This window comes from Desulfurobacterium pacificum, assembly GCF_900182835.1.
Lineage (GTDB): Bacteria > Aquificota > Aquificia > Desulfurobacteriales > Desulfurobacteriaceae > Desulfurobacterium_B > Desulfurobacterium_B pacificum.
Map to the genome: position 1 here is coordinate 70,239 of NZ_FXUB01000006.1, position 14,297 is coordinate 84,535.

Annotated in this window: 12 protein-coding genes; 11 read left to right on the forward strand and 1 reads right to left on the reverse strand. The window is 39.3% G+C overall.

Annotated elements, in window-relative coordinates; genetic code table 11:
• Positions 1–7: 7 nt before the first annotated feature.
• The 11 genes from pilB to QOL23_RS08235 all read left to right on the forward strand — a co-directional run bounded on the left by pilB (position 8) and on the right by QOL23_RS08235 (position 13,502).
• Positions 8–1,717 (forward strand): type IV-A pilus assembly ATPase PilB, encoded by a 1,710-nt coding sequence (gene pilB, locus QOL23_RS08185; RefSeq protein ID WP_283401099.1) that lies wholly within the window; start codon positions 8–10, stop codon positions 1,715–1,717.
• Positions 1,717–2,061, forward strand: coding sequence for a DUF190 domain-containing protein (locus tag QOL23_RS08190; RefSeq protein WP_283401100.1), 345 nt, complete (start codon positions 1,717–1,719; stop codon positions 2,059–2,061). Before pilB ends, QOL23_RS08190 begins: the two co-directional genes overlap by 1 nt.
• Positions 2,058–2,771, forward strand: a complete 714-nt coding sequence (aroD, locus tag QOL23_RS08195) for a type I 3-dehydroquinate dehydratase (RefSeq protein ID WP_283401101.1) — start codon at positions 2,058–2,060, stop codon at positions 2,769–2,771. Before QOL23_RS08190 ends, aroD begins: the two co-directional genes overlap by 4 nt.
• Before the next feature lie 75 nt (positions 2,772–2,846).
• Complete coding sequence (locus QOL23_RS08200; protein ID WP_283401102.1) at positions 2,847–5,126, forward strand: hypothetical protein; 2,280 nt, start codon at positions 2,847–2,849, stop codon at positions 5,124–5,126.
• A 68-nt stretch (positions 5,127–5,194) separates the two neighbouring features.
• Positions 5,195–6,040 (forward strand): cytochrome C assembly family protein, encoded by an 846-nt coding sequence (locus QOL23_RS08205; RefSeq protein WP_283401103.1) that lies wholly within the window; start codon positions 5,195–5,197, stop codon positions 6,038–6,040.
• A gap of 2 nt (positions 6,041–6,042) precedes the next feature.
• Positions 6,043–7,317, forward strand: a complete 1,275-nt coding sequence (gene hemA / locus QOL23_RS08210) for a glutamyl-tRNA reductase (protein WP_283401104.1) — start codon at positions 6,043–6,045, stop codon at positions 7,315–7,317.
• A gap of 17 nt (positions 7,318–7,334) precedes the next feature.
• Positions 7,335–8,270, forward strand: coding sequence for a hydroxymethylbilane synthase (gene hemC, locus QOL23_RS08215; protein WP_283401105.1), 936 nt, complete (start codon positions 7,335–7,337; stop codon positions 8,268–8,270).
• The gene (locus tag QOL23_RS08220) at positions 8,261–8,983 is read left to right on the forward strand and encodes a uroporphyrinogen-III synthase (protein ID WP_283401106.1); all 723 of its coding nucleotides are present in this window, start codon (positions 8,261–8,263) and stop codon (positions 8,981–8,983) included. The genes hemC and QOL23_RS08220 overlap by 10 nt, the downstream gene beginning before the upstream one ends.
• Positions 8,970–9,968 (forward strand): porphobilinogen synthase, encoded by a 999-nt coding sequence (gene hemB / locus QOL23_RS08225; protein ID WP_283401107.1) that lies wholly within the window; start codon positions 8,970–8,972, stop codon positions 9,966–9,968. Before QOL23_RS08220 ends, hemB begins: the two co-directional genes overlap by 14 nt.
• Complete coding sequence (ppsA, locus tag QOL23_RS08230; RefSeq protein WP_283401108.1) at positions 9,968–12,367, forward strand: phosphoenolpyruvate synthase; 2,400 nt, start codon at positions 9,968–9,970, stop codon at positions 12,365–12,367. The genes hemB and ppsA overlap by 1 nt, the downstream gene beginning before the upstream one ends.
• On the forward strand, positions 12,357–13,502 hold the full coding sequence (locus QOL23_RS08235) for a glucose-6-phosphate isomerase (protein ID WP_283401109.1): 1,146 nt from the start codon (positions 12,357–12,359) through the stop codon (positions 13,500–13,502). The genes ppsA and QOL23_RS08235 overlap by 11 nt, the downstream gene beginning before the upstream one ends.
• On the opposite strand, the gene rlmB is transcribed toward QOL23_RS08235, so the two are convergent.
• The gene (gene rlmB / locus QOL23_RS08240) at positions 13,480–14,196 is read right to left on the reverse strand and encodes a 23S rRNA (guanosine(2251)-2'-O)-methyltransferase RlmB (protein ID WP_283401110.1); all 717 of its coding nucleotides are present in this window, start codon (positions 14,194–14,196) and stop codon (positions 13,480–13,482) included. The two genes, QOL23_RS08235 and rlmB, sit on opposite strands and share 23 nt — an antisense overlap.
• Positions 14,197–14,297 lie beyond the last annotated feature (101 nt).

A 14,297-nucleotide genomic window follows, 5' to 3' on the forward strand; every position in this document is an offset into this window, starting at 1 on the left:
GTACTGAATGCAGAAGTTAGATGAGCGGAAACTGTGGGAGTTTGTCTCAAAAAAGTTGAATGTACCGTTGGATTTCTTTAAGAAAGAGAAGGATTGGCAAAAGGCTCTTGTAGAATCTGGGAAGGTAACAGAAGAGCAACTATTGTCTGTTCTTTCGGAATTTTTTGACGTTCCTTACGTTGATTTGAGAGAAGTTAATATTCCAGAAGAGCTTGTGAAGATAGTCCCCAGAGATACTGCAGAAAAGACTTTAATCATTCCCTTTGCTCGTTCTGGTCCTACGTTAAAGGTTGCTATGAGAGACCCATCTGATGTTCAAGTTAGAGAGAGAATAAGGTTTAGTACAGGCTATAGAATTCAACCTTTTATTGCTCTTGACTTCAGAATAAGAGAAAAGTTAGAGGAAGTTTACGGGAAAGCGGAAGAAGAGTTTTTTTCCCGTATTACTCAAGAGATTTTTCAAGAATCTAAAAAAGAAGAGCTTCCTGAGTTAGAAGAAGTTATCACGAAATCACAGGTTCTTTCTCTTGATGATTTAAAGCAGTTAGCCACACAGGCACCTATTGTAAAGTTAGTTAACGCTATGATAATAGAAGCGTTGAAGAGGGGGGCTTCAGACATTCACGTAGAGCCGTTTGAAAAAGAACTTCGCGTTAGGTACAGGATAGATGGTGTTCTTCACGTTGTCGCCAGATATCAACCGGAGATAAAGGATGCTGTTATTGCCCGTTTTAAGGTTTTAAGTAATATGGATATAGCTGAGAAGCGCCTTCCTCAAGACGGTAGAATGAGAGCGAGATTCAAGGGTAGAGATATTGACTTCAGGGTTTCCACTGTTCCAACGGTTTACGGCGAGAAAGTGGTTTTAAGGATATTGGATAAAGGCGGTTTGAAACTTGATTTGTCAGAGTTGGGACTTGAGGATAGGGAATATGAGTTGTTGAAGAAGGCGATTTTTTCTCCGTACGGAATGGTGCTTGTTACAGGTCCTACAGGTTCGGGTAAAACAACTACTCTTTATTCCTCACTTTTAACTGTTAATACTCCAGAAGTTAACATAATGACCGTTGAAGACCCTGTAGAATATAATCTCTACGGAATTAATCAGGTTCAGGTTAAGCCTGAAATAGGTTTGACTTTTGCCAGGGCTTTGAGGGCGTTTTTGAGGCAGGACCCCGATATTATAATGGTTGGTGAGATAAGAGATACTGAAACTGCAGAGATTGCTGTTGAAGCAGCTTTGACCGGACACCTTGTTTTTTCTACTTTGCACACTAATGATGCGCCGAGTACTGTTACCCGACTTGTGGATATGGGAATTGAAAACTTTTTGGTCTCTTCCTCTATCATTTTGGTTATAGCGCAAAGGTTAGCAAGACGGATATGTCCTTATTGTAAAGAGGAGTTTGCTTATCCTAAAGAGGTGTTGAAAGAGGTGGGATTTTCCGATGAGGAGATTTTAGGTTTGAAGACTTATCGCGGTAAAGGTTGTGAAAAGTGTGATTATACAGGCTATAAAGGAAGAGTGGCACTTTACGAAGTTATGGAGATGGTTCCTGAAATAAGGGATGCCGTGGTTAGAGGGAAAAATGCTGATGAGATTAGGAAATTGGCTATGAAACACGGTATGAGGACGTTGAGAGAAGTGGGTAAAATAAAGATAGCTAAGGGAGTAACGACGCCGGAAGAAGTTTTGAGAGTTACGAGGAGATACTGATGAGGGGATTAGCGGGGAAAAGGAAGCTGTTGAGGATTTTTATAAGTTCTGAAGATAGGTATGAAGGAGAACCTTTATGGGAATATTTACTGAAGCTTGTTAAGGATAAGGGGCTTGCTGGAGCTACTGTTTTCAAGGCAGCTGCAGGTATAGGTGCTCATTCTGAGCTGAAGACTTTTACTGTCTGGAGATTATCTCAGGATTTGCCTATTGTTGTGGAGATAATAGATAGAGAAGAGAAAATAGAGGAATTTTTAAAGGTGTTAGATGAGATAATAGAAGAAGGGCTTGTTGTCCTTGAAGATGTTGAAGTTATCTCTTACAGGCACAGGAGTGAAAAGTGATAAGAATAGGAACTGTTGAATTGGGAAAGAAACCGGTTGTTGTTCTTTCTATTGATGGTGGAGAAGAGGATAAGTTGGATTATGCGAGAAGGTTAGGAGTAAATCTCATAGAGGTGAGAGGAGATTTAGTTATATCTAAGGGCGTGGATTTATCGGGGTTGAATAGAGTTCTTGATTTGATTGGAGACTATGGGTTCTATTCAGTGTTGACTTTACGTCCTGAATGGGAGGGAGGAAAACTTAATTGTTCAGAAGAAGAACGTTTGCAGCTGTTTGAGAAACTTGTTAAGCATCCTTCTGTCGGGGCAGTGGATGTAGAGTTGAGGGCTTCTATTCTTTCGGATGTGCGGGAGCTTGCTAAAAGGGAAGGGAAAGTTCTTATTGTTTCCTATCACGATTTTGAGAAAACTCCACCTGCGGAGGAAATTGGGGGGATTTTCAGGAGAGCAGTTGAAGCAGGAGCTGATATAGTGAAACTTGCCTTTTACGGTAACTCTTTGAGTGACGTCTCAAGAGTTTGCTGTGTTATGAATTCAATTGACTATCCTAAAGTTTTCATGGTTATGGGCGCTGTAGGAAAGATGACGAGAGTGGTTGGTTTTCATTTTGGTTCTCTTATGACCTATACCTTTTTAGGTAAGTCTGTGGCGCCTGGACAGATACCTTTAGAAGAGTTGAAAAATTTGCTAGAAAAGTTTTATAATTGTTAGTATAATTTTAACAATATAGCAATGTTAGATTTTAGCAAAGAATTAACACTATATAAAAATGAGGGAGGTGTTCAAATGAGAGCCAAAATCAAATTAGCGACGGCTTTGTTATGTCTGCCTTTTGTTTTTGCTGGATGTGGAGGAGGTGGTAGTAGTGAAAATCTTTCTTCAACAAGTTACTTAACTGGAACTGTAGAAGCAAGTAAAGTAGCAGGTGTTGAAGTTTGTATTAACGGTACAGATACTTGTGTAAAGAGTGCTTCCGATGGAACGTTTAAACTTCCTATTTCTTCTTTGCCTGTGACTCTTGTTTTGAAAGTTGGAGATTTACCGTTAGGTACGGTAAATGCCAGCTCGACGGCGGTTTCTGTTAACCCGTTAACTCTTGCTGGTGGAAATGCTACCGTTGCGCAGGCGGTTGGAGCAGTTATACATGCTATGGCTAACGATACAACTGGTTCAGAAGAGGTTATTGATCTTTCAAATGTTGGTAGTGTTATTGTTAACAGTGCAACTGATAATGGTACATTGGTTGATTGTATTAAAGAAAGCTTAGAGAGTGGTGAAAATGCTACTTTAGAAGTAGATGGCCATGAAGTGGAAGTAGCAGTAGATAACGGTGTTCCTGTAGTAAAAGTGGACAATCAAACGGTGGACTATACCGATATGTTTAATTTATATCAGAATATGTGGCAAATAGAAAATATGCTTTCCTATATGGATGGAAGGAAAGTTAAGTTTGATGACGGTGCTATTTGTAACGTTAAAGTAGAGCCGAATCCTGATGATTTTGTTGTGAAACTTTCAGATTGCGATAAAAGTGGAGAGTATCATATTAGGCTTGATGAAGTACAGAAACAGGTTGTTGCTGTTAATAAAGATGGAAAGGAATATCCTTTAAGTTATTCTTCAGTAGCAAATGCTATCTGTTATTACGATAAAGAAGAAAATTCTACGGAGTGTTTTTCTTTATATTCTCCTGAAGTGGAGGAATCTCTTCTTCAGGAATTAGCTATTTTAATGGCGAAAGCGAATGGTAAAGAAGTTTCTTTTTCTGATTCAGAGGATAACGATACTTGCACTGTAGTGGCTGATCCATTTGATGTGACAAGATTTATGTTCGTTAATTGTGGGAATTCTAATAATACAGATGATACATTTGAAAGGATTTATGAGGATAATGGAACTGTTTATGTAACGGATGAAGATGGTGCTACGTGTAAGATAACGGCGGTTGATTTAGAAAAAGGAGAATTCTTCTACTCCTGTGAAAACGATACTGGTAGTTGGATTAATGGGACAGCCAAAGTTGATTTCTCTAACGAAACTTTAAGCGCTGCAGCGCTTGATAAATTTAGCAATGTTTTGAATTTGATTAAAATGTTTAACGGTAAACAGATAACTTTTGCAGAAACAAACGGAACCGATAATTGGGTAGAAACTTGCGATTTGATTAAGAAGGATGATAATGTGTTTGAGCTTACCAACTGTTCTAACTCTACGGATGATGGTGAATATTTTGTTAGCTTTAGTCCTGATGGAGAGGTTATTTTGGTTAATAAGAATGATTATGAAGATGTTACTTATGTGGATTCTGTGAATGCGACTAACAGTTATATGACCTATCATTATCTTCTTGATGATAGAATTGAGGTAAATGGGACTATAATTGAAGTAACTGATGCTATGAAACCCATTGCTCCTGAAGTTTCTCTTGAAGATGTAGAGAGATTTTTAGAGTCACATAATGGAACGCCAATTTATTTCTTAGAGAACGCTACTTCTGTTGAAAATTGTACGTTAACTTATAATGGCACGGGAATTCAATTAAGTAACTGTACTAATCCTGACGATGATTATAATGCTACGCTTTCATACAATGATACGGGTGTATTCCTTACAGAGTCTAACGGAACTGTAGATAAAATTATTGGTGTTACGGATAATGCTTTATGCATTGATAGTCCGGATGATGGAATAATTTGCTTCACGGATTATGATCCTTTAAATAATTCAACGCTGGATGCTTCTGAGTTAGAAGGAAAGTATTACGTGGGGTATACTTCTACTAATGGAGATGGAGTTTTATCTCCTGAATATTGCTTTGAATTGAAGGATGGCGAGATTCTTTATCCTACGATAAATGGCATTGAAGTTTTAGGTAATTACGTTATAGACGGTAATAAAATTGAGGTTGAGAATCAAACGAGTGATGTAGATATAATAGTTTTAGATACAAAGTTGGATGATGCTTATGTGGCTTTAGAGCAAACCGATAATGATACCAATATGTATCTCTATAAAGCTATTTCTTCAGAGGAAGACTGCATTGCTATTAATGCTATGAATCCCTAATTATTTTGAATGCTGTGTAACTGAGCGGGGAACTTAAGTTCCCCGCTTTTTTATTTTGAAACAATATTATGTTAGTTCGTGTTATAATTCCTGGCATGGATGTGAACGTTTTTGTATATACAACAGCTGTTCTCTATACGGTTTCTGCGCTGCACTACCTTCTCTTTTTGGTTCTAAGAAAGGAGAAGTTAGTTAGTATTGGTCTTTATAGCGCAAGAGTAGGATTTCTTACCAATTTACTGTCCTGTATTTTGTTAGTTGCTTCTGAGGGGACAGAATCTCTTTTTACTCCTAAAGGTGCGTTTCTTCTGCTTGGTATCAGCATAATTTCTGTGTTCTTGTACTTTTCTACGAAACACAAACTTTCTTTGTCGGGTGCTTTTTTAGTTCCTTGGTCTGCTGTTTCTTTAATAGTAGCTTCTTTTGTTTCGGGAGTACCTAAGGACTCGTTTCCTGTTGGAAGTGTTGGATTGGTGCATATAGTTACAGCTTTTTTAGGGTATAGTGCCTTTATCTTTTCTGCTCTTATGGCAGTTGTATATTTGATTTCTGAGAATCACTTGAAAAAGAAGAAGTTTTCTGTGTTTTTCCAGAAGCTTCCTTCGTTAACTCTTTTAGAATCGGTTATATATCACTCTCTTACGGTTGGCTTTATGTTTATAACCGTTTCCATGTTTGCAGGTGCAGTTTGGTCTGAAAAACTTTTCGGTAAATACTGGATGTGGCATCCAAAACAGGTTGCTACTTTAATAACCTGGTTCTTCTACGCGGGCGTAATACATCTGTACCTTTACGGAAACTGGAGAGGAAAAAGACTTTGTTATATGTCAATTTTTGGGGCTTTTGTTATTCTTTTGAATTTCATAGGAGTGAACTTCCTAAGTTCTAAGGATGTTCACTCTTTTAAGGGGTAGAGATGGAAGGGTTGAAGTTCTGTTGTTTGGGATTGAGCCATAAGACAGCTCCTGTAGAGATAAGGGAAAAGTATGCTTTTAAGGGAGAGGAAACGGAAGAAAAGCTTTTAAAGTTGAACTCTCTTCCGTCCATAGAAGAGTGCATGATTTTATCTACCTGTAACAGGGTGGAAATTTACTTTGTTACGAGGTCTTCTTCTCCTTTTAAAGATGTTGTTGATTTTCTATTAACAGAGAAAAACGGTAGCGTTGAAGAGATTAATTCCTTCTTCTACAAAAAAGAAGATTGTGAAGCTATAAGACACGGTTTTTACGTTGCTGCAAGCCTTGATTCTATGGTTGTGGGAGAACCTCAGATAGTCGGTCAGTTTAAGGATGCCTTTCAGTTAGCTAAGGATTGTGGAACTATAGGAACAGTTATGTGCAGGTTCTGTGAAACTGCTCTAAAGGTTTCTAAAAGAGTAAGAACAGAAACGGGAATTTCAAAAAATGCTGTTTCTATAAGTTTTGCTGCTGTTGAGCTTGCAAAAAAGATATTCGGTAATCTCAACGGTAAAAAGGTCGCCATTATTGGTGCAGGTGAAATGGCGGAATTAGCAGTAAAGCACTTAGTTTCTAACGGTGCTTCAGAAGTTTTTGTTGTTAATAGGACTTTTGAGAGAGCTGAAAAATTGGCTGAGGAGTTTGGAGGGAAAGCCTTTCCTCTTGATAAGCTGCAAGAGGTTCTTTTGATGGCTGATATAGTGATAAGTTCTACGGGCGCTCCGGGATACGTTCTTACTCCGGAAAACGTTGTTCCTGCTGTGGAGAGAAGAGGTGGAAGACCGATGTTCCTTATTGACATAGCTGTTCCGAGAGATATTGACCCTGCCCTTAACGATGTGGATGGGCTTTACGTTTACGATATTGACGATTTACAGCAGGTTGTGGAAGCCAATATAAAGGAAAGGTTAAGGGAGGCTGAAACGGCTAAGGAGATAATAGAATCTTACGTTGAGAGATTTGTTAAGTGGTTGAGGGAGTTAGAGGTTGCTCCTCTTATAGCGGAGTTGAAGCAAAAGGCTGAAGAGATAAGGAAAGAGGAGTTAAGGAAACGTTTACCTAAATTAAAGCTTACTCCTGAGCAGGAGCAGGAAATTGATAATATAACGCGAATAATCATAAACAAGTTGCTTCACCAGCCTATTACCAACGTTAAAAGAAAGGCTGTTGAGGAAGAAGCCCGTCATAACGTTGTTCAGGTATTCAGAGAGATTTTTGGTCTTGGAAAAGAATAAAGATAGGGAGAGTGCGTATGAAAATCAGGATTGGAACCCGTAAGAGTAAGTTGGCTTTGTGGCAGTCTGAGTGGGTAAAGATGAAGATAGAGGAAAAGTTTCCTGACGTTGAAGTTGAGCTTGTAAAGATTGTTACTAAAGGGGATAAGATACTTGACGTTCCTTTGGCAAAAATAGGTGATAAAGGGCTATTTACGAAAGAGATAGAAGATGCGATGTTGCGCGGTGAGGTTGATATAGCTGTTCATAGTTTGAAGGACGTTCCATCAAGGCTTCCTGAAGGGCTTGCGTTGATAGCTTTTTCTGATAGAGAAGACCCGAGGGATGCGCTACTTTCTTGCGGGAAGTATACTCTATCTACACTGCCAGAAGGTGCCGTTATCGGAACTAGTTCTTTAAGGAGGAAGGCACAGTTAAGGATAGTTAGACCTGACCTTGAGATAAGAGATTTAAGAGGTAACGTTGATACGAGAATCAGGAAGTTAAAGGAAGGTCAATACGATGCAATTATATTGGCGGCAGCAGGTGTAAAGAGATTAGGCTGGGAAGATGAAATTGATGAAATTATTTCGCCGCAGATTATGATTCCTTCCGTTTCTCAGGGGATACTGGGGATTGAAGGAAGAGAAGGTGATGATGAGATAATCAGGATAGTGAGGGAAGCGATAAATTCGGAGGATTCTGAAATAGCGGCTCATCTTGAGAGGGCGTTTTTAGCTACTGTTGAGGGAGGATGTCAGGTTCCGTTAGGGTGTTATGCTGTTGTTAATGACGGGAAGGTTCACGTCAGGGCTTTTATTTCTGACCTCAACGGCGAGTTTTACCATAGGGAAGAAGGTGTCTTTGAATGTAATAGTGTGGAAGAAGCAGAGAGGATAGGAAAAGAGGTTGCGAACAGACTTCTTTCGGCTGGTGGAAAGAGAATATTGGATGAGTTGATGAAATGTCAGTGAGATTTTTTGTCTCTTCGGTTTTGAGTGAGGAGCATAAGAGAGATTTGCATAATGTGGGTGTGGAGGGGGTGGATTTTTCGCTGATAAAAACAGAAAGAGTTCCTTTTTCTTTGAAAAACGATTTGTGGGATTATGCTGTTTTTTCCAGTAAGAATGGAGTTCGCCATTTCTTTTCTGATGTTTTACCGGATACTTTGAAAGATGTAACGGTGGTGGCGGTTGGTAAATCTACTGCTAAAGCCTTGCAGGGGTTAGGGTTTAATCCTGTTATTCCCCATAACTTTAGCGGAGAGGGGTTAGTAGAGCTTTTTAAGCAGGCAGATTTAGAAGGGAAGAGGTTTTTGGTGGTAAGACCTGAGAAGGGAAGGAAGGTTTTTGTTCAGTTTTTGAGGGAAAGAGGAGCAGAAGTTGAAGAGGTAGTTGTTTACAGGACGGTGGTTAATGAGGAAGTCGCTGGTGTTTTAGAGAAAGAGCTGAAAAAAGGTTTTGATTTTGTTTCTTTTACCAGTCCTTCAAACTTTAAAGCTTTTTTATCTTTGGGGAAGGAGTTGGCAAAAAGGGTATTAAAAGAAGCTAAAGTTATACCTATAGGTCACGTTACGGCTGACGCTGTGAGAAAAGCAGGCTTTAGCGTTTATAAGATGCCTGAAGAGTATACTTTAAACGGCATCGTTAAACTTATACTGGAGGAGGTTTCAAATGCTTACGGGTAGATTTCCAGAGCTGAGATTGAGGAGGTTGAGAAAGAACGAGAATATAAGAAGAATGGTTAGAGAAACAGTTTTAACGGTTGATGATTTTATATATCCGCTTTTTATCGTTGAGGGTGAAGGAGTTAAGGAAGAAATACCTTCTATGCCGGGGCAGTTTCGTTATTCCATTGATAGAGTGGTAGAGGAAGTTGCTGAAGTTAAAGAGTTGGGTATTCCTGCAGTAATTCTTTTCGGTATTCCTGCTTACAAGGATGAGTTGGGTTCCGATTCTTTTTCTGATAACGGAATTATTCAGAGGGCGGTAAGGGCTATAAAAAAGGAGGTTCCAGATATTTACGTTATTACAGATGTTTGTTTCTGTGAGTATACCTCTCACGGGCATTGCGGTTACTTGAAGTGTGAAGGTGATTATTGTGATGTAGATAACGACAAGACTCTTGAGCTTTTAAAGAAACAGGTGGTTTCTCACGCTAAAGCAGGTGTTGATATGGTTGCACCTTCAGGTATGATGGACGGTATGATTAAAGCGATAAGAGAAGGGCTTGATGAGGCTGGTTTTACGGACATACCAATTATGTCTTACGCTGCGAAGTACGCTTCTGCCTATTACGGTCCTTTTAGAGATGCTGCTGAATCTACACCGGCTTTTGGTGATAGACGTTCCTATCAGATGGATCCGGCTAACAGCGATGAAGCTTTAAGGGAAGTTGCTCTTGATATTCAAGAAGGTGCAGATATCGTTATGGTAAAACCTGCGCTTTCCTATATGGATATTATCAGAAGGGTAAAGGAAACCTTTAAATATCCTGTAGCTGCCTATAACGTTAGTGGTGAGTACTCTATGGTAAAAGCAGCGGCAATGAAGGGCTGGATTGATGAGAGGAAGGTTGTGCTTGAAACGCTTCTTTCAATGAAGAGGGCTGGTGCTGACCTTATACTTACTTACCATGCCAAAGATGCTGCTAAATGGTTAAAAGAGGGATAATGGAAAAGTTGGTTTTATGGCTTGATGAAGTTGGAATTGAGGATATTCCGATTGTTGGGGGAAAGAACGCTTCTTTAGGCGAAATGATAAGAAAACTGTCGCCTAAAGGGATTAAAATTCCTTATGGTTTTGTCGTAACTGCTGAGGCTTACAGGTACTTTATTAGCTATAACAGACTTGATAAGAAGATAAGGGATATTTTGGAGAGAATAGATGTTTCTAACGTTAAAGAATTAGAGGAAGGTAGCAGAGAAATAAGGAATTTGATAAGGAGCGGAAGGTTTCCTGAAGACTTGAAGGCTCAGGTTATAGAAGCCTATCAAGAGTTATCTCAGAGATATGGCGTTGAGAACGTTGATGTGGCTGTTCGCTCTTCGGCTACGGCAGAGGATTTGCCTAATGCATCTTTTGCCGGTCAGCAGGAAACGTATTTGAACGTTAGAGGAACCTGTAAGGTTCTTGATTCTATTAGAAAGTGTTTTGCTTCTCTTTTTACTGAAAGGGCTCTCTCTTATAGAGAGAAATTTGGCTTTGACCATTTCAGGATTGCCCTTGCTGTTGGCGTTCAAAAGATGGTGAGGTCAGACCTCGCGTCTTCTGGTGTGGCTTTTTCTCTTGATACAGAAACGGGATTCAGGAACGTTGTTCTCATAACGGGTTCTTATGGATTGGGTGAGTATGTGGTGAAAGGAGTTGTTGTTCCAGATGAGTGGTTTGTTTTTAAGCCTACTCTGGAGAAAGGATTTAGGGCAATAATAGATAAGAAGTTGGGAATTAAGGACAAGAAGCTGATTTACGATGAATCTGGCGTAGGGGTTGTTGAAGCTAAGGTGGATGAAAGAGACAGGAATAGGTTTTCTTTAAGTGATGATGAAGTTTTGACTCTGGCAAGGTGGGTAATGGAGATAGAGCGTTACTATTCCAAACCGATGGATGTTGAATGGGCAAAGGATGGTGAAACGGGAGAGCTTTACGTTGTTCAGGCAAGACCTGAGACTGTTCATGGGAGTAAGAAATCTTACAGGTTAGAGATATATAAACTTACGCTTCCTGAAAGCGAGAAAGAAAAAAGGGTTTTACTGAAGGGTATTGCTGTAGGAAAGAAGGTTGCTTACGGGAAAGTAAAAGTTTTGAAGTCTCTTGAAGAAGCTGAAAAGTTTGAAGAAGGTGATGTTTTGGTGGCAGATATTACAGACCCTGACTGGGAACCGTTGATGAGAAAAGCGTCTGCCATTGTGACTAACAGGGGAGGGAGAACCTGTCACGCTGCTATTGTGGCGAGGGAGTTAGGGGTTCCTGCTGTTGTAGGCACCGGAAACGCTACTGAAATTTTGAACGATGGTGATGAAGTAACTGTGTCGTGCTGTGAGGGTTCTACAGGTTACATTTATGAAGGTAAGGTAGATTATTCTGTGGAGGAGGTGGACGTTTCGGAATTACCTTCTACGAAGACCCCTATTATGCTTAATGTAGCTTCTCCTGATAGGGCTTTTGAGCTTTCATTTTTGCCTTCTGCTGGTGTAGGGCTTGCTAGAGAAGAATTTATTATTAACAACTACATAGGTATTCATCCGCTTGCCCTCATAAACTTTGACGATTTGAGCGTTGAGTTGAAGGAACAGATTGAGGAGATAACAGTTGGTTATGAAGATAAAAAATCTTTCTACGTTGATAAGTTAGCTTACGGTATTGCAAGGATAGCTGCAGCTTTTTATCCAAAGCCTGTAATTTTGAGGTTCTCAGATTTTAAATCAAACGAGTATGCTCACCTTTTAGGAGGAAGTATTTTTGAACCTGCTGAAGAAAATCCGATGTTAGGCTGGAGGGGAGCGTCAAGATACTATTCTGATAAGTTTAAGGAAGCTTTTGGACTTGAGTGTCTTGCTGTTAAGAAGGTTAGGGAAGAGATGGGGCTTGATAACCTGATAGTTATGGTTCCGTTCTGCAGGACACCTGAAGAGGGTAAAAAGGTTCTTGAGGTTATGAAAGAGTTTGGTTTAGAAAGAGGGAAAGAGGGACTTGAAGTTTACGTGATGTGTGAAATTCCTTCTAACGTTATTTTAGGAAAGGAGTTTGCGGAGGTTTTTGATGGATTTTCTATAGGTTCAAACGATTTAACACAGCTTACTTTGGGCGTTGATAGGGACTCATCTTTGGTGGCACATATATACGATGAAAGAAATGAGGCTGTTAAGTGGATGGTGGAGAAAGCTATTGAGAACGGAAAAAATTACGGAAGAAAGGTAGGTATATGTGGACAGGCGCCTTCTGATTATCCTGAATTTTTAAGGTTTCTAATAGAAAAAAGGATAGATAGTATATCTGTTAATCCTGATGCGTTAGTGGATGTTTTGAGAATTGTTAGTCAGATAGAGAGGGAATTAGAAAGTGAGAGTTGAATTCTTTAACTGGAAGTTAAAGGATGTGGAGAAACCCAAAACAGATATGCCTTTTTCTCATTTGCCATGGGAAGATTTAGAAGAGTGGAAAGACGTTTCTGAAGATATGAGAAGTAGATTTGAAACAATGGTGATTGTTGGGATAGGCGGTTCTTCTTTAGGGACAAAAACGGTGTATGAGGCTTTGAGATATAAAGCTACGAGAAAGCTCCTTTTTATAGATAACGTGGACCCTTTACTTATATCTGAGACGCTTAGAACTCTTGATTGGGAAAATACTTGTTTTTTCTTTGCGAGTAAGTCGGGGAAGACGTTAGAAACTGTAACTGTTCTTAACGTTATACTGCGAGAATTAAGGTCAAGGAACCTTCCTTTAAAGGATAGAGTAATTTTTGTGGGAGATAAAGGTAATTCATTTGAAGAGCTTTCACGAAAATTCAATACAAAGTTTGTTCCTGTTCCATCTGAAATTGGTGGGAGATTTTCGGTTTTTACGGCGATTTCGGTAATTCCTTGCTTTTATGCAGGTTTTGACTGTGAAGTTTTATTGAAGGGTGGTGAGTTATCTCTCAAGGAGATTAAGACAGCTTTAAATTTAGCTGTCTGGAAATATGAGAATTATATGGTTGGTAGAAAAAATTCTGTTTTAATGCCTTATACTTCTTACTTGAGAGAGTTTACGGAGTGGTATAGCCAGTTGTGGGCTGAATCTTTGGGGAAAAATGGAAAAGGGCAAACTCCTGTTAAGGCTGTAGGGACGTCTTCTCAGCATTCTATCTTGCAGCTTTTTATTGATGGACCTGATGATAAGTTGTATCAGTTCTTTATGGTAGAGAGGTTCCCTGCAGATTACAGGCTTCCTGAAAACGTGGAAATTCTGGAGTATCTCTCTAATAAGAGGATTTCTGAGGTTATTAAAGCAGAGTTTGAGGGGACGCTTCAATCTCTTATCATGAAAGGAAGACCTGTAGTTGTTTTCACTTTGAAAAGGTTGGAAGAGTTTGAACTTGGGTATCTATTTATGACTTATATGGTAGCTACTGTGAAAATGGCAGAATTGTTGGGAGTAAATCCTTACGGTCAACCGGCTGTTGAACTTGGTAAAAAGGTTGCTAAAGAGATTCTGTCTTCCTAAGCAATTCCCAGACTGCTATTCCTGTTGCTACTGAAACGTTTAAAGAAGGAGTTTTACCTTTACCTGGTATAGATACTATTTTGTTGCTTATTTTGAGGAGTTCTTCACTTATACCTTTCCCTTCAGAACCCACTATTAGCGCAAATGGAGGGTAGACCTTTGCTTTTGATATGTTTTCTCCTCCTGTTTCTAATGAAACTATAGTTCCTCCTTTATCTTTGAAAATTTTTACAGCTTCTACAAGGTTGGAGTACCTTGAAATGGTGAGATGAAGCAGCGCGCCAGAAGAGGCTTTTATGGCTGTTTCGTTTATAGGAGCGCTTTCTTTTTCCGGTAGTAGAATACCTGTTCCTCCAAAGAATTCGGTTGTTCTGGCAATTGCTCCTAAGTTCTGGGGCTCTGTTACTCTATCTAAAATTACGAAGAAGGATTTCTTTTGAATGGTTTTGTTTATGAGAGCTTCTGGTTTGCAAATTTCTACTGGAGATAAAAGTATTACGATACCTTGATGTTTTGAAGTTCCTGCTTTCTTCTTTAACTCTTCTTTTTTTGCCCATTGAATTTTGATTTTTTGCTTTTTCAGGGTTTCTATAAATTCTGGAGGGAAGTATTTTCCGAATTGCAAATAGACTTTTTCAATTCTTTTATTTGATTTTAGCGCTTCCTCAAGGGCGTTTTTTCCCCATAAAACCATTATTTTCTCCTGCAAAAAATTAGTTTATATTAGAGTTAAAACTACAAAAAGCGAAAGAGGGACAAGGACTCCATGTATCATAGGCTCTAAAGCCTCTTGAG